The sequence below is a fragment of the Methylobacterium oryzae genome (assembly GCF_021398735.1).
Classification (GTDB): Bacteria; Pseudomonadota; Alphaproteobacteria; order Rhizobiales; family Beijerinckiaceae; genus Methylobacterium.
Map to the genome: position 1 here is coordinate 1162383 of NZ_CP090349.1, position 20810 is coordinate 1183192.

The following is a 20810-nucleotide window of genomic DNA, read 5'->3' on the forward strand; positions in this document are numbered from 1 at the left end:
TCGATCGGGGTGGCCGCATGTTCCGGGCGCGCCTGCGGGTGATCGGGTCGCAGGCTGCCCGGCCGGGCGCTCAGCGCCCGTAGATATCCTCGACGCGGATGATGTCGTCCTCGCCGGTGTAGGAGCCGACCTGGACCTCGATCAGCTCCAGCGGGATCTTGCCCGGGTTGGCCAGCCGGTGCATCGAGCCGATCGGCAGGTAGACCGCCTCGTTCTCGTGGACCAGCACCACCCGCTCGTCGATCGTGACCTCGGCGGTGCCGCGCACCACCACCCAGTGCTCCGCCCGGTGGTAGTGCTTCTGCAGCGACAGCCGCCCGCCCGGCACCACCTGGATCCGCTTCACCTGGAAGCGCTCGCCGAGGTCGATGCGCTGGTACCAGCCCCAGGGCCGATACATCCGCAGGTGCGCGTCCGCCTCCGGGGCGCCCTGCGCCCGCAGGGCGCCGACCAGCTCCTTCACCTTGCCCGAATGCGCCTTGGAGGCCACCAGCACCGCGTCGGGGGTCGAGACAACCACGACGTCCTCCAGGCCCACCACCGCGGTCAGGCCCTCGCCCTGGCTGTGCACGAGGCTGTTCTTCGTGCCGATCAGCGACACCCGGCCGCGCACGGCGTTGCCGGCCTCGTCGTGGTCCAGCACCTGCCAGACCGCGTCCCAGGTGCCGACATCCGACCACGCGAACGACACCGGCAGCACGCCGGCCCGGGCGGTCCGCTCCATCACCGCGTAGTCGATCGAGATCTTGGGCGCCTGGGCGAAGGCCGCCGCGTCGAGGCGCACGAAGTCGAGGTCGGTCACCGCCGCCTCCAGGGCCGCGCGCGCGGCCGCTAGCACCTCGGGGACGAACGCCTCCAGCTCGGCCAGCATCAGGTCGGCGCGGAACAGGAAGTAGCCCGAGTTCCACAGGGCGCCGTCGGTGATCAGCGCCTCGGCGCCGGCCCGGTCGGGCTTCTCGACGAAGCGGGCGACGCGGGCCGCGCCCGGGGCCTCGGCGATCGGCTCGCCGCGGCGGATGTAGCCGTAATCGGTGGCCGGCCGGTCGGGCTCGATGCCGAGCGTCATCGTGTAGCCGGCCTGGGCGCCGGCGGCCGCGCGCCGCACGGCGTCGACGAAGGCCGCCGTGTCGGGCACGACGTGGTCGGCGGCCATGATCAGCACTACGGCCTGCGGGTCGCTGGCGGCGGCGTGCAGCGCCGCCACCGCCACGGCGGCGGCGGAGTCGCGGCCCTGCGGCTCGAGCAGGATGTCGGCGGAGAGACCGAGCTGGTCGCGCTGCTCGGCGACGATGAAGCGGGCCTCGGCCGAGGCGATGACGGTGGGCGTGGCGAAGACCGTGGCGTCCGACACCCGCGCCAGCGTCGCCTGGAAGGTCGAGCGCTCGGCGTCGACCAGCCGGGCGAACTGCTTGGGCATGCTCTCCCGCGAGGCCGGCCACAGCCGCGTCCCCGTCCCCCCGCACAGGATCATCGGGTGGATCTGGATCGAAGGTCGGGACATGGTGACGTCTCCCGAGAGGGCTCGGCGGGGTCGGCGCGGCCGAGCCCGCCCCGCGCGGGTGCGATGGACTCTCGGGCGCCGATTTCAGGATCTGCCCTTACCGTCGGGCCGGGACCGGAACAACCTGCGCGCATTATCCGCGCGTCGACGGGCTGGCTCCGTGCACCGGGATGGTTATCTCTGGCCTGCCATGAACGCGCCCGTCCCCACCCAGCAGGCCGACGACCCGGCGCCGTCCCCGCGCCGAATTCCCGCGGTGGAGCGCCTCGTCGGCGGCGCGCCGCCGGCGGAGCTCGAGACCTACGGGCGGACGGCCTTCACGGACGCGATCCGGGCGGTGCTGGCCGAGATCCGGGCCGGGGGCGGCCCCGTCCCGGACGCGGAGTCGATCCGGGCCGCGGCGTCGGCGCGGCTCGCCGCCGAGCGCCGGCCGTCGCTGCGGCCGGTCTTCAACCTGACCGGCACGGTGCTGCACACCAATCTCGGCCGCGCCCTGCTGCCCCGCTCGGCTGCGGAGGCGGTGGCCGCCGTGATGGTGCAGGCGAGCAACCTCGAGTTCGATCTCGAGACCGGCGCCCGGGGCGAGCGGGACGACCATGTCGAGGGCCTGATCTGCCGCCTGACCGGCGCCGAGGCCGCGGTGGTGGTCAACAACAACGCGGCCGCGGTGCTGCTGGTGCTGAACGCGCTCGCCATGCGCAAGGAGGTGGTGGTCTCCCGCGGCGAGCTCGTGGAGATCGGCGGCTCGTTCCGGGTGCCCGACGTGATGGTGCGGGCCGGCTGCCGCCTGCGCGAGGTCGGCACCACCAACCGCACCCACCTGCGCGACTACGCGGAGGCCCTGGGACCCCGCACCGGCCTCGTGATGAAGGTGCATCCGAGCAACTACGCCATCGCGGGCTTCACCGCGGCGGCCGATCCCGTGGCCCTCTACGCCCTCTGCCGGGAGCGCGGCGTGCCGCTGGCGGACGATCTCGGCAGCGGCAGCCTCGTCGACCTCGCGGCCTACGGGCTGCCCCCCGAGCCCACGATCCGCGCCGCCCTGGAGCGGGCCGACGTCGTCACCTTCAGCGGCGACAAGCTGCTCGGCGCGGTCCAGTGCGGCATCGTGGCCGGCCGGAAGGACCTGATCGCCCGCGTGCGAAAGAATCCGCTGAAGCGGGCCCTGCGCGTCGACAAGATGACCTACGCGGCCCTCGAGGCCGTGCTGCGGCTCTACCTGCACCCGGAGCGGCTGCGCGCGGAGCTCCCGACCCTGCGGCTCCTCACCTGCGACCGCGACAGCATCGCCGCCCAGGCCGAGCGCCTCGCCCCCGCAGTGGCGGAGCGGCTCGCCGGCCGCGCCGCGGTCACGGTCGCCGAGTGCATCAGCCAGATCGGATCCGGCGCATTGCCGGTGGAGACGCTGCCCAGCGCCGCCCTGGTCCTGGCGCCGGCCTCGGCGGGCAGCCGCGGGGCGGGCGGCCGGTGCCGGCAGCTCGCCGAGGAGTTGCGCCGGCTCCCCGTGCCGGTGATCGGCCGGATCAGCGACGAGGCCGTCCGCCTCGATCTCCGGACGCTCGAGGACGAGGCCGGCTTCCTCGACAGCCTGGCGGCGCTCCCGCCCGTCGCGGGCGGGGGACGAACACCGAGACGAACCCCATAGGGTTGTTAAGAGAACGGGCCGGACGACCGGAGCTTGCGCGCCGGTATCCCGTGTTATGGTATGGTGACGAACCCGCGGTCGCGGTCGAGAATGGCGGTGCGTGGACCGCGATGGGCAAACGATATGGCGTATATTGCCGATACGGCTGAGGCGCAGCCGGAGACGGATCCGCTGCTTCTCGATAATCAGCTCTGCTACGCGCTCTATGCTGCCGCGCATCGGATGACCAAGTCGTACCGGCCGCTGCTCGAGCGGCTCGGACTGACCTATCCGCAATATCTGGTCCTGCTGGTGCTGTGGGAACAGGACGGCGTCACGGTCTCCGAGATCGGCCGGCGCCTGCGCCTCGATTCCGGCACGCTGACACCGGTGCTCAAGCGCCTGGAGAGCGCGGGCTTCCTGCTCCGGACCCGGCGCCAGTCGGACGAGCGCGAGGTCGAGATCGCCCTGACGCCGGAGGGCGCCGCCCTGCGCGCCGACGCGGTCTCGGTCCGCGAGAGCGTGATGTGCCAGCTCGAACTCAGCGAGCCGGAGATCCGCGCCCTGCGCAAGGATCTGAGCCTCGTCATCGAGCGGCTCAGCGTGAACGACTGAGCGGCCCGGACGCGATCGGGGTCACCGCCGCAGGCGGTTGCCGAGGACGAAGCCGTACAGCCCCATCAGGATGATGCCGACGCCGCCCTCGATGCCGACCAGCAGGTTGGTGACGCGGCCGGTGGGCTTCAGGCCGATCTCGGGCGGGTTCGCGGTCATCATGTTGAGCGCGCTGTAGCTCAGGAGATCGAGGGGATTGTAGGTCGGCCCGGCCTCCGGTCCCTCCACGATGAACAGGCCGCCCGTCAGGCCGAAGAGCCCGCCGAACAGCACGATCAGCAGCGCGAAGGCGCGGGCGATGCGCGACAGGCTCTCGCCGTAATCGCACAGCCACTCGACGAAGCGGTCGGCGGTCCAGCGATAGCCGTGCCGCAGGAATCCGGACCAGTCCCGGTCGGACCAGGCGGCGCGGGCCTGCTGCCCGGCATGGAACCGGCCCATCCGGCGGCCGCGCTTGTAGGCCCAGCTCGCCGCGTCGTGGCTGCCGATGCTCTTCCAGTTCTGCTCCAGGGCGAGGTAGCTCGCCTGGGCGGCGTCGTAGGCGCCGGCCACCTCCTCGCCGACCGCGCCGCCGAGCTGCTCGACGCTCATCCGCGTGCCGTTCAGCCACGCGCCGGCGAAGCGCGCGTGCCGCAGCCGGCAGGTCGCGAGGTTGAGCCGCACGAGGTCGGTGTCGGAGAGATCCGCCCCCGAGAGATCGGCGCCGTCGAGCTTCGCGCCGGTGAAGTGCGCGCCCCGCAGCCGCGAGCCGGCGAGACTCGCCTTGGTCAGGCTGGCCTCGGCGAAATCCGCGTGGGTCAGGTTGGCGTCGGCGAGCTTGGCCTCGTCGAGCCGCGCCCCGCGGAAGACCGTGTCGTCCGCGTCCGCCCCGGAGAAATCCGCGCCCCACAGATCGGCGCCGGCGAAGTCGGTCCCGTCGAGCAGGGCGCCGGACAGGTCGGCGAAGCGCATCGCGGCCTGGCCGAACCGGGCATCCTCCAGCATCGCCCCGGCGAACTTCACCTGCCCGGCGACGATGCCGGTGAAGTCCGCCCCCGAGAGATCGGCCTCCGACAGGTCGGCCGCCTCCAGGATCGCCCCGGTGAAGCGGGTCGAGCGCCCGACCGCGCCGGACAGGCTCGCCCCGCGCAGGTTCGCGCCGGAGAGATCGGCCTCCTCCATGCGGGCGCGGGACAGGTCCGCGCCGGCGAGCGCCAGGCCGCCGGATTCGGCGTCGGTGACGAGGCCGGCCTCCGGCACATCCGCGAGGGCGCCCGGCCCGGCGCTCAGCTGCGACAGGTCCGCGCCCGGCTCGCGCAGGGGCGCCCCGGCGGCGATCCGGCCGACGAGCGCGCGCAGCCGCGATTCCACCGGAGCGTCCGGTCGCGCGTCGGGAGGAGTCGCCTGTTCCATGGTCGTTCCTTGCCGGAAGGCGCGACCGGACGCCAGACGCTCCGCTCAGGGTGCGGCGGTCGCGGCCGTCACCCGCACGGTGATCGCCTTGGCGGCGGGAGTCTTGGACTGCTCGTCGTAGTGCCAGAGCGGCAGCAGGACGTTCAACTCCGGGTAGTATCCGGCGCAGTTGCCCTCGGGGATGTCGTAGGCGATCACCCGCAGCCCGCCGACGCGCCGCGTCACCTGGTCGTCCGCCTCGGTCGCCACGTCGACGCTGATCCCGTCCCTCAGCCCCAGCCGCGCGATGTCCCGGCGGTTCATGAACAGCACGTCCCGGGTGCCCTTCACCCCGCGGAAGCGGTCGTCGTAGCCGTAGACCGTGGTGTTGAACTGGTCGTTCGAGCGCAGCGTGATGAGGTCGAGCACCTCCGGACCCCGGTCGGGCAGGTCCGGATCGGCCTCCAGGCCCTCGGGGACCGCGAAATTCGCCCTGCCGGTGTCGGTCTCCCACTTGCGGTCGCGGGCGCCCAGCGGCTTCAGCAGGCCGCCCGGGTGGAACATGCGGCCGTTCAGGTCGTGGAACACGCTCGGATAGGTCGCCTCGATCGCGTCGCGCACACGGGCGTAGTCGGCGACCCAGGCATCCCAGTCGATGCGGGGATTGGGCGGCAGGGTCGCCTTGGCGATCTCCGCCACGATCCAGGGCTCGGAGCGCAGGTGCGGTCCGACCGGGTCGGCCACGCCCCGCGAGCCGTGGAACTGGGCGGTGGAGCTCTCCATCGATACGGCCTGCGGGCCGCTCGCCTGCCGGTCGATCTCGATCCGGCCGAGGCAGGGCAGGATGTAGGCGACGGCGCCGGTCACGAGGTGCGAGCGGTTGAGCTTGGTCGAGATCTGCACGGTGAGCCGCTGCCGCCGCCAGGCCGGTTCCATCCGGGCGGTGTCGGGCACGGCCCGCAGGAAGTTGCCGCCGAGCCCGATGAACGCCTTCACACGCCCGTCGAGAACGCCCTCGCAGGTCTCGACGGTGTTGAGGCCCTTCTCCCGCGGCGGCTCGAAGCCGTAGAGTTCCCGCAGCTTGTCCAGCGGCGCCAGCTCCGGCTTCTCGGTGATGCCGACGGTGCGCTGGCCCTGCACGTTCGAGTGGCCCCGCACCGGGCAGATCCCGGCTCCGGGCTTCCCGATATTGCCGCGCAGCAGCAGCAGGTTCACGAGCATCCGGACGGTCTCGGTGCCCTTGCGGTGCTGGGTCAGGCCCATCCCGTAGATGCCGATCACCGCCTTCGCGCGGGCGTAGACCTCGGCGGCGGCCTCCAGAGCAGTCCGGGTGAGGCCGGAACGCCGCTCCAGCGCGGCCCAGTCCTGACCGTCACAGAAGGCGACGAAGGTCTCGAAGCCGTGGGTGTGCTCGGCGATGAAGGCGTGGTCGAGCACCCGCGGCCGGCCGGCGGCCTCCGCGGCCCGGTCGAGGGCGATCAGCGCCTTGCACAGCCCGGTGAGCGCCGCGAGGTCGCCGCCGGCCTTCACCTGATGGTACTGCGTCGAGATCTTCGTGGACGAGCGGGTGAGCATCTCGACCGGCGATTGCGGGTCGGTGAAGCGCTCCAGCCCGCGCTCGCGCAGCGGGTTGAAGGTGATGATCTGCGCACCCCGGCGCCGCGCCTCCTGGAGCGGGTGCAGCATCCGCGGCGAGTTCGACCCGACGTTCTGGCCGAAGAAGAAGATCAGGTCGGTGGTCTCGAAATCCTCCAGCAGCACCGTGCCGACCGGCGCGCCGATCGACTGCGGCAGCGCCACCGAAGTCGGCTCGTGGCACATGTTGGAGGAGTCGGGCAGGTTGTTGTTGCCGTAGAGCCGCGCGAGCAGGGCCCACATGTAGCTCGTCTCCAGCGACGCCCGACCGGAGGCGTAGAACACCACCGACCGCGGGTCTTGCGCGCGCAGCTCCTTCAGCTCACGGCCGATCTCGGCCAGGGCCTCCGCCCAGGCGACGGGCCGGTAGCGGTCCGTCGCCGGATCGTAGCGCATCGGGTGGGTCAGGCGGCCCTGCTCCTCCAGGGCGTAGTCGCTCCAGCCGAGAAGCTCCGTCACCGTGTGCGCGGCGAAGAAGTCCGGCGTCGCGCGGCGGCGCGTCTGCTCCCAGGCCGTCGCCTTGGCGCCGTTCTCGCAATACTCGAACGCCAGCGGCTTGGCGGGCTTCGCCCAGGCGCAGGAGGTGCACATGTAGCCGTCCGGCTTGTTCTGCTTGAGCAGCATCGCCGAGCCGGTGACCGGCACGCCCTCGCGGGTCAGGATCTCGACGAGGGAGCGGGCCGAGCCCCAGCCGCCCGCAGGCCCGTCATAGGGCTCGATCCGGACGTCGTCGGTGTTCTGATCGGCCATGGCGCCCTCCACCCGGCGCAGCGAGCACCGGACCTGGGGAACGCGCGAGCGGGCGAATGGGATCACGGGCGCGTCACCGCGCCCGGAGAAGGGTTTCCTCGCCGCCGCCGCGGCTCTAACGTCGACATGCGGACTGTCCCGCCGGAGGAGGAAATCATGGCCAGCGTCGACGTCGAGATGGTGAAGTGCGCCTGCCAGGACTGCGTCTGCGTGATCCCGGTCGCCAAGGCCGTGTCGCGGGACGGCAAGGCCTATTGCTGCGACGACTGCGCGAACGGCCACAAGGATCACGCCGGCTGCGAGCACGCCGGCTGCGCCTGCCACGGCTAGGGCTTTTCCCGGTCGCGTCGCGACGGTCCGGAGGACGCGTCACCGGTCGAGCCAGCCGCGACGCGCCCCTCTCCCGCACAAGCGGGGACCTGCACCTCATTCGGCGCGGCTTCGGAGAACGACCCCGGGATGACGCGCCGCGGCGGTCGCGGTCAGGAGACCGCGGCGAGCTTGTCGGCCATCGACTGGTCCTTGTCGCGGCGCGTCGAGAAGATCAGCGTGAAGAAGGTCCGCTGGACGCCGAGCTCGGCGAGCCTCGCCTCGCACCGCTCCGCCAGCGCGCAGATCTCCGACAGCTCGCCCTCGATGTTCGTGCCGTTGGGATGCATCGTGGCGGTGAGCCCGCTCGACTCGATGATCCCCTTGAGCTCGCGGACGTAGGGCGAGACCGACGGGCCGACGCCCATCGGCACGATGCAGAGGTCGGCCGAAACTCTCATGGTGCCTGCCTGATCCGGGAGGGGCGGCCCCGGCCGGCTGCGCGACCGGAAGCGGGGCGAGCGCGCAGCCTATCGCCGGCCGCACCGACTTTCCAGGCCGGCGCCGGCGGTCACGCCTCGCCGGTCTCCAGCGCCGCCGCCCGCACCGAGGGCAGGCAGGGATTGGCGTTGTCGCTGCGCCACGCGAGCCACAGCTCCGGCCCGGTCGTGGCCGGCAGGGCGATGGGCCGGAGCCGGATGTCGGCCATGCTGTTGCCCCGGGCGCTGCCCGGCACCAGCGCGACGCCGATGCCGGCGCCGACGAGGGCCAGCATCGCGTGGACCTGGTTCACCCGCTGCACGATCCGCGGCTGCACGCCCCCCGCCTCGAACAGCCGGTCGAGCAGGTCGATGAAGTAGCGCCCGCCCCGGGGTGACCACGTCACGAAGGCCTCGCCGTCGAGGTCCCGCAGGGTCGGGGCGCGCGCCGCCGCGAGGCGGTGCCCGCGCGGGACCGCGAGCAGGAGCCGCTCGCGCGCCAGCGGCGCTGTGGCGATCGCGGATTTCGGATCCTGCAGGACCGGGGCCGGCCGCAGGATCGCGAGATCGGTGCGGTTCTCGCCCAGCGCCAGGATCTGCTCGTCCGAGACCATCTCCTCCAGCACGAGGTCGACCTCGGGCAGCGTCCGGCGGACATGGGCAACGACCTGCGGCAGCGTCCGGTAGGCCGAGGCGGCGGTGAAGCTGAGTCGCAGCACCCCGCTCTCGCCCAGGGCGGCGCGGCGCGTGATGCGCGCGGCGTTCTCGGCCGCCGCCAGCACCCGGTAGGCCTCGGCCAGGAAGGTGCGGCCCGCCGGGGTCAGGCGCACCGCCCGGGTGGTCCGCTCCAGCAGCGTCACGTCCAGCGTCTGCTCCAGCATCTGGATCTGCCGCGACAGGGGCGACTGGGTCAGGTGCAGCCGGGCCGCGGCCCGGCCGAAATGCATCTCCTCGGCGACGGCGACGAAGCTGCGGGCATGGCCGAGATCGAACATTGATGCAGGATCCGGGATAATCCAGCCAAAATCAACGTTGGACGCATTTAACGCCGGCGCCTAACCCCGGACGCGACACCGAACGGTGCGTTCCAGGGAGAGAATCGATGGCGAGCATGACCCCGGCCGAGATGGCGCGCGTGCTGGGCTCCGGCCTGCTGTCCTTCCCGGTCACGCATTTCCGCGACGATCTCAGCTTCGACGAGACCGCCTACCGGGACAATCTCGGGCGGCTGGCCGACTACAGGGTTTCGGGCCTGTTCGCCGCCGGCGGCACCGGCGAGTTCTTCTCGCTGACGCCCGTCGAGATCGACCGCGTCCTGCGCGCCGCCGTCGAGGAGACCCGCGGCCGGACCCCGGTCATCGCCCCCGCCGGCCAGGGTACCGCCCTGGCGGTCGAGATGGCCCGGGCCGCCGAGGCCGCCGGCGCGGACGGGATCCTGCTGCTGCCGCCCTACCTCGTCGGCTCCGAGCAGGCCGGTCTCGCCGCCCATATCGAGGCGGTCTGCCGCGCGACCTCGCTCGGCGTCATCGTCTACAACCGCGCCAACGCCCAGCTCAACGAGCAGACGCTCGCCGGCCTGTGCGAGCGCTGCCCGAACCTCGTCGGCTTCAAGGACGGCGTCGGCGACGTCGAGCTGATGACCCGGGTCTACGCCGCTCTGGGCGACCGCCTGACCTATGTGGGCGGCCTGCCCACCGCCGAGACCTTCGCGCTGCCGTACCTGGAGATGGGCGTCACCACCTACTCCTCGGCGATCTTCAACTTCCTGCCCGAATGGGCGCTGTCTTTCTACGACAGCGTCCGCCGCCGGGACCGCGACGCGGTCTACCGGGAGCTGCGCGACTTCGTCCTCCCCTACATCGCGATCCGCAACCGCAAGCGCGGCTACGCGGTCTCGATCGTCAAGGCGGGCATGAGCGCCGTCGGCCGCCACGCCGGCCCGGTCCGGCCGCCGCTGACCGAACTCGACGCGGCCGAGCGCGCCGAGCTGACGGCCTTGATCGGCGACCGCCGCTGAGCCCCGCCTCGACACCCAAGACAGACCCGCCGAGCCAACGGCGGCCACGACCCGCCTCCCGGATCAACCGGGCGGCGACGAGCCTGGGAGAACGTCCATGAGTGCCAGTTCGACCGGCGCGCCGAGCACCCTGCTCGCCGCCGCCGACGCGGGTCGCCGCACCCGCGTCCGCCTGCTGATCGTCGCGATGCTGTTCGCCGCGACCACCATCAACTACGCCGACCGCGCGACCATCTCGATCGCCGGCCCCGACATGGCCAAGGAACTCGGCCTCTCGCCGGTTCAGATGGGCTACGTCTTCTCGGCCTTCGCGTGGTCCTACGTCCTCGCCCAGATCCCGGGCGGCTGGCTCCTCGACCGCTACAGCGTCAAGTGGGTCTACGCCGCCGCCGTCGCCCTCTGGTCGGCCTTCACGCTGGTCCAGGGCGCCGTCGGCTTCTTCACCGGCCTGACCGCCGTGGTGCTGCTCTTCGCCCTGCGGCTCGCCGTCGGCCTCACCGAGGCGCCGGTCTTCCCCGCCAACGCCCGGATCGTCGCCGCGTGGTTCCCGACCCGCGAGCGCGGCATGGCCTCGGCGTTCTTCAACTCGGCGCAGTACTTCGCCACGGTGCTGTTCACGCCGCTGATGGCGTGGATCGTCCACAACTTCGGCTGGCACCACGTCTTCACCAGCATGGGCCTGCTCGGCATCGCCTTCGCGGTCCTCTGGCTGCGCGTGGTCGACAGCCCGAAGAACCACCCGTCGATGAACCAGGCGGAGCGGGACTACATCGAGGCCGGCGGCGCCCTGCTCGACATGGACGGCCAGAGCCGGAGCAAGCAGGGCGATGCCGGCCGGACGCTGCGCCAGCTGCTCGCCAACCGGATGCTGCTCGGCATCTATATCGGCCAGTACTGCATCACCGTGCTGACCTACTTCTTCCTGACGTGGTTCCCGGTCTACCTCGTCAAGGAGCGCGGCCTGTCGATCCTGCAGGCCGGTTTCGCGGCGGTGCTGCCGGCGCTCTGCGGCTTCATCGGCGGCATCCTCGGGGGCGTGATCTCCGACCTGCTCCTGCGCCGCGGCTTCTCGCTGACGGCGGCCCGCAAGATCCCGATCGTCGGCGGCATGCTGCTGTCGATGAGCATCATCGGCTGCAACTACGTCCAGGCGGACGCCCTGGTGGTCGGCCTGATGGCGCTCGCCTTCTTCGGCAAGGGCATCGGCGCGCTCGGCTGGGCGGTCGTCGCCGATACCTCCCCGCGGGAGAGCGGCGGCCTCTCGGGCGGCCTGTTCAACACCTTCGGCAACACCGCCGGTATCACCACGCCGATCGCGATCGGCTACATCGTCCAGAGCACGGGCTCGTTCAACGGCGCCCTGGTCTTCGTCGGCCTGAACGCCCTCGTCGCCTGCTTCTGCTACCTCGTGGTGGTCGGCGAGATCCGCCGCGTCGAGCTCAAGGCCCACTGACCCGCACGCCGGACCGGCCCCGGCCGGTCCGGCCCCGCATCGATCCCGCCTCGCGCCCGGCGCAGACCGGCCGGGGGCCCCGAGGAGGACGCCATGCTGAACGACAGTCGCCACGCCGCCCGCCACACGCCGACCGTGACCGCCATGAAGGTCGTGCCGGTGGCCGGCCACGACAGCATGCTGCTCAACCTCTCGGGCGCGCACGGCCCGTACTTCACCCGCAACCTCGTGATCCTGACCGACTCCACCGGCGCCACCGGCCTCGGCGAGGTCCCCGGCGGCGAGGGCATCCGCAAGACCCTGGAGGATGCCCGGGACCTCGTCGTCGGGCAGCCGCTCGGCGCCTGGAACGCGGTGCTCAACGCCATGCGGACGCGCTTCGCCGACCGCGACGTCGGCGGGCGCGGCCTGCAGACCTTCGACCTGCGCATCACCATCCACGCGGTCACGGCCGTCGAATCCGCCTTCCTCGACCTGCTCGGCCAGTACCTCGACGTGCCGGTGGCCGCCCTCCTGGGCGAGGGCCAGCAGCGCGACGCCGTCGAGATGCTGGGCTACCTGTTCTACGTCGGCGACCGCACCCGCACGGATCTCGATTACCGTGCGCCGACCGCCCGCGACGGCTGGTTCCGCCTGCGCGACGAGGAGGCGCTGACCCCGGAGGCCGTCGCCCGGCTCGCCGAGGCCGCCTACGACCGGTACGGCTTCAACGACTTCAAGCTGAAGGGCGGCGTGCTGCGCGGCGAGGAGGAGATCGCCGCCGTCACCGCGATCCACGAGCGGTTCCCCAAGGCGCGGGTCACGCTCGACCCGAACGGCGCGTGGTCCCTCGCGGAGGCGATCCGCCTCTGCAAGGGCCAGGGCCACGTCCTGGCCTACGCGGAGGATCCCTGCGGCGCCGAGGGCGGGTTCTCGGGCCGCGAGATCATGGCGGAGTTCCGCCGCGCCACCGGCCTGCCCACCGCCACCAACATGATCGCCACCGACTGGCGCCAGATGAACCACGCGATCCAGCTCGGCGCCGTCGACATCCCGCTGGCCGACCCGCATTTCTGGACGCTCGCCGGCTCGGTCCGGGTGGCCCAGCTGTGCCGCGACCACGGCCTGACCTGGGGCTCGCACTCGAACAACCACTTCGACGTGTCGCTCGCGATGTTCACCCACGTGGCCGCGGCGGCGCCCGGCAACGTCACGGCGATCGACACCCACTGGATCTGGCAGGACGGCGAGCGCCTGACCAAGGAGCCGCTGGCGATCCGCGGCGGCCTCGTGCGGGTGCCGGAGCGGCCGGGCCTCGGCATCGAGCTCGACATGTCGGCGGTTGAGGAGGCCCACGCCCTCTACCGCGACCACGGCCTCGGCGCCCGCGACGACGCGGCCGCCATGCAGTTCCTGATCCCCGGCTGGACCTTCGACAACAAGAAGCCCTGCCTGGTCCGCTGAGGCCCGGCCCGGGCCCGCGCCGTCAGACGCGCGAGCTCGGGCGGTAGAACGGCTCGTGCCGCGACGGGTCGATGTAGTCGGCGTAGAAGCGCCGCGCGTGGGGGAGCAGCGCCTTCGACAGCTGGCGCCGCTCGACCTCGTCGTCCGAGAGCGCCCGCGACAGGTCGTCGTGGAGCGCCTTCAGGGCGGCGTCGCGGTCGACCCGGGTGAAGCGGCCGTCCGCGTAGAGCACCTCACCCTCGCACAGAACCGCAGTGACGCCGCCGGTCTTGGCCCGCTGGATCACCGCGTCGAGGAGCGGCGTCTCCGGGTCGAGATACGGGTAGGCGATCTGGTCCCAGTCGATCAGGACCATGTCGGCGCCCTTGCCGACCTCGATCGTGCCGAGGCTGTCGCCGTAGGGGGTGGTGCGGGCGCCTCCGACGGTCGCCATGCGCAGCACCTGCGCCATGCTCGGCACGTCGGCCTCGTCCATGCCGGGCACCCGGTGGGCGCGCAGCACGAGGCGCATCTCCTGCAGCATGTCGCGGTCGTCGTTGATGCCCGCCTCGTCGAGGCCGATCGCCGTGTTGATCCCCTTCGCCTCGAAGCGGTTGAGCGCCGCCACGCCGGAGCGCAGCCGGAAGTTCGAGGAACAGTTGTGGCAGATGCAGGTGCCGGTCGCCGCCACCCGGTCGATGTCGGACTCGTTGAGCCAGACGCCGTGGCCGAGCGTCAGGAGGGGCCCCAGCATGCCGAACCGGTCGAGGTACTCGACCGCGGTCCCGCCGCCGCGCTTCTCCGCGTAGGCCTTCTGGTAGGCGGTCTCGACGAGGTGCATGTGCATCGGCACGTCGTAGGATTCGGACAGGCCGGCCAAGCCCTCGAGGGCCGCGTCCGAGCACCAGTGCAGGTTGGCGGGGGCGAGCTGGATCTTCGCCCGCGACGCGCCCTCCTGACCGGCATGCAGGCTGCGGAAGAGCGAGAAATTGTCCTCCAGGGACATCTGGAAGCGCTCGAACCAGCGCTTCATCGGGTCCTGCAGCGGCGCCGGCAGGCTCGCCACGAAGTCCCTATCGGCCTGGTAGACGAGGCGGTTCTGGTCGCGGACCGCGAAGCAGTACGAGACCCGCATGCCGATGTCGCGATAGGCGCGCAGCACCTCGTTGGAGCGCGCCTCGACCTCTTCCAGGCTGCCGGGCATCCAGCCGTGGATGTGCTGGACCGTGGTGATCCCGGAGCCGACCATCTCGAAGGCCGAGTACAGGGTGTCGAGGTAGAGGTTCAGGTTGCGTGCCACCATGCGGGTGACGAACCACAGCTCCAGGGGCATGTCGGGGGAGCCGAGCTGCACCGGCGTCAGGCCGACATGGTGGTGGCCGTTGACGAAGCCCGGCAGCAGGATCTCGCGGCCGGACCCGATCACGGGTGCGTCGGGATAGCGGGCGTGCAGGTCCGCGTAGGTGCCGACCGCGGCGATGACCCCGTCCTTCTGAAGAACCGCGCCGTCGGCGATCTCCTCCCAGCGATCGTGGTCGAGGGTGCGGGTGATCATCCGCCGGCTGCGGATCAGCGATGTGGCCATGGTCGTGTCCGTGTTGGGGGAGGGGGTCAGACGAGCGCTTCCTGCTCGGCGAAGGCCCGGTCGACCTCGTCGCGCAGGAGCTCGGTGAGGTGCCGCCGCAAGGCCTCCGCCTCGGGCGAGAACGGGTCGCGCGGGCGGGCGAGGTCGTTGCGGACGATCGTCTTGATCCGCCCGGGGCGGGCGGTGAACACCACCACCCGGTCGGCGAGCGCCACCGCCTCGTCGATGTGGTGGGTCACGAACAGCACCGAGGCGCCGCTGTCGCGCCAGACGTCGAGCAGGAAGTCCTGCATCTTCTGGCGGGTCTGGACGTCGAGCGCCGCGAAGGGCTCGTCCATCAGCAGTACCTTCGGGCGCATGGCCAGCGCCCGCGCCACCGCCACGCGCTGGCGCATGCCGCCGGACAGCTCGTCCGGCCGCTTGTCGAAGGCCTCGGCGAGGCCGACGCGCTGGAGCGCCGCCCGGGCGACGCTCCGGCGCTCGGCCTCCGGCACGCCCTTCAGCGACAGGCCGAAGCTGACGTTCTGCCAGACGCTGAGCCAGGGCAGCAGCGAGGTCTCCTGGAAGATCAGGCTGCGCTCCGGCGACGGACCGGTGACGGCCTCGCCGAAGGCCAGGAGTTCGCCCCCGGAGGTGGGTTCGAGCCCGGCGATCAGGTAGAGCAGCGTGCTCTTCCCGCAGCCCGAGGGGCCGAGGAACACCACGAACTCGCCGGGCCGCACGGTCAGGTCGATGTCGCGCAGGGCCTCGTGGGCGCGGGCGGTGCCGGCCGCCCAGACCTTGGCGACGCCGCGGCACGCGACGGCGTCCTCGGATGCGGGATCAGAGGCCAAGGGAGGACCCCGCGTCGCGCGGCAGCCAGTACAGCAGCCGCCGTTGGACCAGCCGGAACAGCAGGTCGAAGGCGAAGCCGAGCAGGCCGATCAGCGTGATGGTGAAGAACACGAGCGACGGGTTGAAGGTGTTGCGCGCCAGCATGATCACCTGGCCGAGCCCGTAGCCGACGCCGGTCGCCTCGGCGACGAGCACCACCATCCAGGCGCCGAACAGGTTGAGGCGCAGCACCGCGAGCAGTCCCGGCAGGATCGCCGGCACGATCACCCGGGCGTAGATCTGGCGCTTCGACGCCCCCATGGTCCGGGCGACGTTGATGAAGTTGCGGTTGACCCCGTCGATCTGCTGGATGGTCGAGAGCACCATCGTGAAGAACAGGGCGATGAACACCATGAAGATCGCCGGGGCGTTGCCGATCCCGAACATGAAGATCGCCACCGGCAGCCACGCGATCGGCGAGACCGGCGCCAGGAGCGTGATGGTCGGCAGGGTCAGCCGCTCGAACAGCTTGAAGTAGCGGATCGCCACCCCGACCAGGATCGACAGGGAGGCCGCCAGGGCGAGGCCCGCCAGCACCCGGCCGGTCGAGGCGAGCACGGTGATCAGCACCGCCATGGCGGGGCTGGGGCCGGTATTCATCCCGGTGCCGATCTGCCAGCGCTGCGCGGTGTTGAAGAAGCGCGCCTGCTCGGCGAGGTTGCCGAGGAAGATGTGCGGCGGCGGCAGGAGCTTGGCGTCGGCGATGCCGAGCGCCCAGAGCAGCTCCCAGAGGCCGGCGAAGGAACCGACCGAGACCAGCATCCATCCGATCCGGCGGAGCAGGGGGACGAACCCTTCGGGCAGCGCGAGGCGTTGACCGAGCGGGAGGCGCGGCCGGTCCTGCGGGACGGCGGCGGCGCGGGCGAGGAAGGTGGCCATCCGCTCAGGCCGACTTCAGCTTGAGCTTGCCGTAGAGGTCCGGGTTCTCGGCGATGACCTGTTCCAGCAGGGTCCAGTCGATCGCGTCGCGGCCGGGCTTCTTCTTGATGTAGCCCATCTCGGCGACGGAATCGGTCCGGTCGAGGATGAACTGCGTCTGGTTGCGGGCGTCGACCACCGAGGGCTGCCGGCCCATGGCGAGCTGGGCGTTGCTCATCGAGGTCTTGTAGTAGGAGCCGACGAGCTTGTTTAGGGCGGCCTGGGGGTCGCCCTCCGCCAGCGCCTGGGCCTTCATCATGCCCTTGATCAGGGCCTTCACGGCGGCCGGGTTCTTGGCGATCAGCTCGTTGCGGACCGCCAGCACGCAGTCGGTGTAGCCCTTGCCGTAGATGTCGGTCCCGTCGGAGAGCTTCACCGCGCCCTTCACGTCGGTGAGCAGCGCCGTGCCGTAGGGCTCGATGGTCGAGATGATGTCCAGCGCCCCGGCGCGGAACGCCTCCACGGCCTCCGGGGTCGAGCCCATGTAGCGGACGGTGATGTCCTTGAAGGCGACGCCGTTCTTCTTCAGCCAGTCGTAAGGCAGGACCTCGAGCGTATCGAGCTGGAAGGTCCCGAGCGTCTTGCCCTTGAGCTTCTCCGGGCTGTCGAGGCCGGGCTGGGCCACGAGCACGCAGCCCTCGATGCCGCCGCCGGCCACGATCTTCACGGGAGCACCCGCGTCGTAGAGGGCCATGAAGCTCGTGTAGGGCATCACGCCGGCATCGACCTGGCCCATGCCGAGGAAGGTGACCTGATCCGAGAAGGTCGGCGTGTTGACGAAGTCGATGGTCAGCCCGTCATCCTTGGCGAGCTGCATCGCCTCGGCCAGGAAGAAGTTGAGGTTGCAGAACCCGGTGCCGTGGGTCGCGCGGATGCCGGTGGCCGCCGCGGCCGGGCCGGTCAGGCCCGGGCCCACCGCCAGGGTCAGCGCGGCGGCGGTCCCGCCGAGGAAGCGCCTGCGACTGGGCTTGAACCGCGTGAGATCCGGGACGCGATAATCGCCGTGACGGTCGCACATATCGACTCTCCTCAGAGGGCGGATCGCGCGATCCGCCGGACGGCGCGTGCCGGTGCTGAAACGGAGGGATCGGAGCTCGGGACAGGCTCAAGGCAGTCGCGGAGATCCGGTCGCCCGGCACCTCACCACATCGACGGCACGCCAACCTCTAGCCGCCGCCGGGGCGACGCTGCGCTGGTGAATACGAACCAAGAAGCGTGCCAGACGCGGGAACCTGCGGTGTTGGCGGCGCGCCTCACCCGTCGGCGCTGTCGAGGAACGGCACCGCCGTCATTGCGAGCGGAGCGAAGCAATCCAGCCGCGCCACGCCTCCGGACGTCGCGCTGCCCTGGGTCACTTCGCTGCGCTCGTGATGACGGAGGTGTCGCATCGACCTGTTCGACGCCCGCGAAAGCGGCTGTCTGCCGCCGGCGTGTTCAGCCGGGCTCTTCGGCCAATGCCGGTCCCGCGCGGGCGAAGAACGCGCGGAGCGGGCCCTCGGGCAGCATCCCGAGCCTCGCGCACAGGCGGTCGTCGGGCGCCCGGTCGGCGCCGCGTTACGCGGCCACGAGGTTGAAGGTGCGGTCGGCCGGCGCGAGGCTCACCCGCCGCCCCCAGTCGAAGGCGACGAAATCCTGCTCGATCCCGTCCGAGAACACCACGCCGCCCTCGTTCATCCGCGACACCACCGTGAGGGGCGAGCCGGCGAACTTGCCGCCGCGGAGTTCGGTGCCGGTGGCGACGCTCGGGAACGGCTCGCGCACCCAGTAGCCGAAGGCCGCCTCCTCGATGCCCACCTCCACGGTGAGGTGCGTCGCCTCGCTGATCGAGCGCGCCCAGCCGGTCAGGCCGGTGCCCGAGGCCACGATCAGACCGCTCGACGAGTGGTCCTCCGCCCGCGCCCCGTCGTCGATGCGGTAGCGCGCCGATTGGTGGCTGCGGTGGCCGACGAAGATCTCGTTCAGGGCGAGCAGCCGCTCGCCGCCGTCGAAGGTCGCCTGCACCATGGTGCGCCGCTGGAGGGGCGCGGCGCCGGCCGCGCTGGCGGGCAGGAGCGCGCGCAGGGCCTCGACCCGCGCCCGGGCCAGCACGCCGTCGTAGAGGTCGGGCGCCGGGTTGACGCCGACCACCGGCTGCCCGTCGAGGTACTTGGCGACGTTGGCCACGAGCCCGTCCTGCCCCACCGCCACGACCACGTCCTCGGGGGCGAAGAGGAAGCGGTCGAGGTCGGGGCGCCGCACCAGGGCTTGCCGCCAGTCCAGCGGCACGGCGGACCGGGCCTCGGCGAGCACGGCCTGGAACTGCGCGTGGCGCGCCTCGACCTCGGCGAGCGTCTGGCCCCGGCTCTCCAGGAAGAACCGGACCTGGCCGCGGGTCGCGTGCCGGGCGATGAGCAGCTCGTAATCCGTGTCGCGGATCACGAAGACCACGCGGGGTGTGACGGCCGGCATGGCGGGCCTCCTCAGCGCGGCGCGAGCCGCGGGGACAGCGCGCCCCGGAACTCGCCGAGGACGGCCGCCAGCAGGTCCGGCGTGACGTTGACGTGCTCGATCGTCTCCAGCTTGCCGGCGAGTTCCCGGGCCGCCAGCCCGAGCAGGACGGCGGGCGGCATGTCCCGGTAGACGGCGGCGCGGCGCTGCTCCGCGTCGGCCCGGGCTCCCTCGACGAGGCGGATCCGCTCGGCCTCCGCGGCCGCCTCCAGGCCCCGCGCCTCCGCGACGCCGGCGGCGCGGTCGCGGGCGTTCTCGGCCTCCTGCGCGATCAGCACGGTCTCGCGCCGGGCCAGCTCGGTCTTCGTGGCGAGCTCGTTCTCCGCGATGGCGCGCTCCTTCTCGACCGCCAGGGCGCGCCGCGCGAAGGTCGCCTCGTCGGCCTTCTGCTGCAGGGCCTCGAAGGTCGGGGTCTGCAGGGCGCGCTCCAGCTCGCTCGTCGGCGCGAGGTTGGTGAGCCGCACCGACACCGCCGCCACGCCGATCTCGGCCAGCGCCGGGGCGTCGGACAGCACCCGTTCCAGCACGGCGCGCAGCGGCTCCGGACCCGCGTCGAGGAGGGCGCCGATCGGGCTCGCCCCGAGATACTGGAGCGCCGCCTGGCTGGCGATGCCGCCGAGGCGCGCCTCGATCCGCTCGATCGGCTCGCCCTGCAGGCGCCCGGTTCGGAGGTCGATCGAGAAGTCGACGCGGCTCGCCAGCAGCTCCGGATCGACGACGTGCCAGCCGATCGTCCCCTGGACCACGACGGTCTGGAAGTCCCGGCTGCGGCCGCGGACGAAGAGCGTCATCTCGCGGTCGTCCACCGGCACCTCGCTGATGCTGGCGGTCTCGGGCCGGAACCAGAAGACCAGACCCCGCCCGCTCTGCCGGACACGACCGTTGCGGAAGCGGATGATGTGGCTGCTCGCCTCGCTCCGAAGCTGGGCGATGACACCGATGTTGCGGACCGTGGCCATGATGGGCTCCTCGAAGCGCTCTCCGCCGAAGTGGATACCGGTTCGGCTCAAGAGAGCGCGTTGAAACAAAGGCTTAGAACTGGCCTGACCTGTCGAAGCGGAAGAGTTCGGCGGGGCGGAACGCCGTCCCGGCCTCGCGGGCGCCTGTCGGCGCGATCCAGCCCCGGTCGCGCATGCGGCGCCGGAAGGCGGATTTGTTGAGGGGCACGCCGCGGATCGCCGCGTGCACGTCCTGAAGCTGCCGGAGGGTGAAGTGCTCCGGGAGCAGCGCGAAGCCGACATCCGTGTAGTCGAGCTTGCCGCGCAGCCGCTTCACGGCGAGCGCGAGGATGTCGGCGTGGTCGAAGGCGAGGGCGAGGGGCGCGCCGTCCTCCGCCTCGGCCGAGACCGGGCCGCCGGACTCGCCCGCCCAGGGCACGACCAGCACCGCCGCCGCGAGCCCGGCACCGCCCGCCAGGGCCTCGACGAAGGCCGCCTCCGGCAGCAGCGCGAGGTAGGCCACCGAGACGATCCGCATCCGCGGATCCCGATCAACGGCGCCGAAGGTGTAGAGCTGCTCGAGCCGCGCCCGCCCGATGCCGGCCTTGTCGCGCAGGACGCGCTCCGCGGCGGCGTCGAGGGTCTCGGCGATGCCCACGAACCCGCCCGGCAGGGCCCAGAGGCCCGCCTGCGGCTGCTGGCTCCGCCGCAGCAGGAGGGCGGCGAGCCGGCCCGCCCGGATCCCCAGCAGGACGAGATCGACCGCCAGGGCGGGCCGCTCGTAGGCCGCAGGATCGTAGCCTGCCAGGAACTCGGACTCGGTCATCGGTCTT

At 71.9% G+C, this 20810-nt stretch carries 18 protein-coding genes; 6 read left to right on the plus strand and 12 right to left on the minus strand.

What is annotated here, in order from left to right:
* Window positions 1-70 precede the first annotated feature (70 nt).
* Complete coding sequence (locus LXM90_RS05575; RefSeq protein WP_026604556.1) at window positions 71-1501, minus strand: mannose-1-phosphate guanylyltransferase/mannose-6-phosphate isomerase; 1431 nt, start codon at window positions 1499-1501, stop codon at window positions 71-73.
* A 190-nt stretch (window positions 1502-1691) separates the two neighbouring features.
* On the opposite strand from LXM90_RS05575, the gene selA reads away from it, so the two are divergent.
* Window positions 1692-3146 carry an L-seryl-tRNA(Sec) selenium transferase gene (gene selA, locus LXM90_RS05580; protein WP_020090751.1) on the plus strand — a complete coding sequence of 485 codons (1455 nt, stop codon included), beginning with the start codon at window positions 1692-1694 and terminating at the stop codon, window positions 3144-3146.
* Between the two features lie 123 nt (window positions 3147-3269).
* On the plus strand, window positions 3270-3740 hold the full coding sequence (locus LXM90_RS05585) for a MarR family winged helix-turn-helix transcriptional regulator (RefSeq protein WP_020090750.1): 471 nt from the start codon (window positions 3270-3272) through the stop codon (window positions 3738-3740).
* A 21-nt stretch (window positions 3741-3761) separates the two neighbouring features.
* On the opposite strand, the gene LXM90_RS05590 is transcribed toward LXM90_RS05585, so the two are convergent.
* Window positions 3762-5132 (minus strand): pentapeptide repeat-containing protein, encoded by a 1371-nt coding sequence (locus tag LXM90_RS05590; protein ID WP_205833820.1) that lies wholly within the window; start codon window positions 5130-5132, stop codon window positions 3762-3764.
* A 45-nt stretch (window positions 5133-5177) separates the two neighbouring features.
* The gene (locus tag LXM90_RS05595; protein ID WP_026604554.1) at window positions 5178-7496 is read right to left on the minus strand and encodes an FdhF/YdeP family oxidoreductase; all 2319 of its coding nucleotides are present in this window, start codon (window positions 7494-7496) and stop codon (window positions 5178-5180) included.
* A 156-nt stretch (window positions 7497-7652) separates the two neighbouring features.
* Between LXM90_RS05595 and LXM90_RS05600 the strand changes: the two genes are divergently transcribed.
* Entirely contained in the window at window positions 7653-7826 is a 174-nt protein-coding gene (locus LXM90_RS05600) for a metallothionein (protein WP_020090747.1), read from the plus strand.
* A gap of 152 nt (window positions 7827-7978) precedes the next feature.
* Here the strand turns inward: LXM90_RS05600 and LXM90_RS05605 are convergent, their stop codons facing one another.
* Window positions 7979-8266, minus strand: a complete 288-nt coding sequence (locus tag LXM90_RS05605) for an MTH1187 family thiamine-binding protein (RefSeq protein WP_020090746.1) — start codon at window positions 8264-8266, stop codon at window positions 7979-7981.
* Between the two features lie 110 nt (window positions 8267-8376).
* A complete protein-coding gene (locus LXM90_RS05610; protein ID WP_020090745.1) occupies window positions 8377-9279 on the minus strand; it encodes a LysR family transcriptional regulator in 903 nt (300 codons plus the stop codon).
* 107 nt (window positions 9280-9386) lie between these two features.
* Here LXM90_RS05610 and kdgD point away from each other — a divergent pair, with 107 nt between their 5' ends.
* The 3 genes from kdgD (at window position 9387) to gudD (ending at window position 13197) form a co-directional block, all read left to right on the plus strand.
* A complete protein-coding gene (gene kdgD / locus LXM90_RS05615; protein WP_042673399.1) occupies window positions 9387-10301 on the plus strand; it encodes a 5-dehydro-4-deoxyglucarate dehydratase in 915 nt (304 codons plus the stop codon).
* 97 nt (window positions 10302-10398) lie between these two features.
* Window positions 10399-11754 (plus strand): MFS transporter, encoded by a 1356-nt coding sequence (locus tag LXM90_RS05620; RefSeq protein ID WP_020090743.1) that lies wholly within the window; start codon window positions 10399-10401, stop codon window positions 11752-11754.
* A gap of 93 nt (window positions 11755-11847) precedes the next feature.
* A complete protein-coding gene (gudD, locus tag LXM90_RS05625; RefSeq protein ID WP_234081980.1) occupies window positions 11848-13197 on the plus strand; it encodes a glucarate dehydratase in 1350 nt (449 codons plus the stop codon).
* Window positions 13198-13219: 22 nt separating this feature from the next.
* Here the strand turns inward: gudD and LXM90_RS05630 are convergent, their stop codons facing one another.
* From LXM90_RS05630 to LXM90_RS05660, 7 genes are all read right to left on the minus strand, one after another.
* Entirely contained in the window at window positions 13220-14761 is a 1542-nt protein-coding gene (locus LXM90_RS05630; protein WP_234081981.1) for an amidohydrolase family protein, read from the minus strand.
* Window positions 14762-14787: 26 nt separating this feature from the next.
* Window positions 14788-15594 carry an ABC transporter ATP-binding protein gene (locus LXM90_RS05635; protein WP_234081982.1) on the minus strand — a complete coding sequence of 269 codons (807 nt, stop codon included), beginning with the start codon at window positions 15592-15594 and terminating at the stop codon, window positions 14788-14790.
* Entirely contained in the window at window positions 15584-16513 is a 930-nt protein-coding gene (locus LXM90_RS05640) for an ABC transporter permease (protein ID WP_234081984.1), read from the minus strand. The genes LXM90_RS05635 and LXM90_RS05640 overlap by 11 nt, the downstream gene beginning before the upstream one ends.
* Window positions 16514-16517: 4 nt before the next feature.
* Window positions 16518-17570 (minus strand): ABC transporter substrate-binding protein, encoded by a 1053-nt coding sequence (locus LXM90_RS05645; protein WP_234081987.1) that lies wholly within the window; start codon window positions 17568-17570, stop codon window positions 16518-16520.
* A 536-nt stretch (window positions 17571-18106) separates the two neighbouring features.
* Window positions 18107-19000, minus strand: a complete 894-nt coding sequence (locus tag LXM90_RS05650) for a hypothetical protein (protein WP_234081989.1) — start codon at window positions 18998-19000, stop codon at window positions 18107-18109.
* A gap of 11 nt (window positions 19001-19011) precedes the next feature.
* Window positions 19012-19998: an SPFH domain-containing protein gene (locus tag LXM90_RS05655; protein ID WP_056531582.1), complete on the minus strand. Its 987-nt coding sequence runs from the start codon at window positions 19996-19998 to the stop codon at window positions 19012-19014.
* Between the two features lie 73 nt (window positions 19999-20071).
* Window positions 20072-20803, minus strand: a complete 732-nt coding sequence (locus tag LXM90_RS05660; RefSeq protein ID WP_020090735.1) for an NUDIX hydrolase — start codon at window positions 20801-20803, stop codon at window positions 20072-20074.
* Between the last annotated feature and the right edge of the window lie 7 nt (window positions 20804-20810).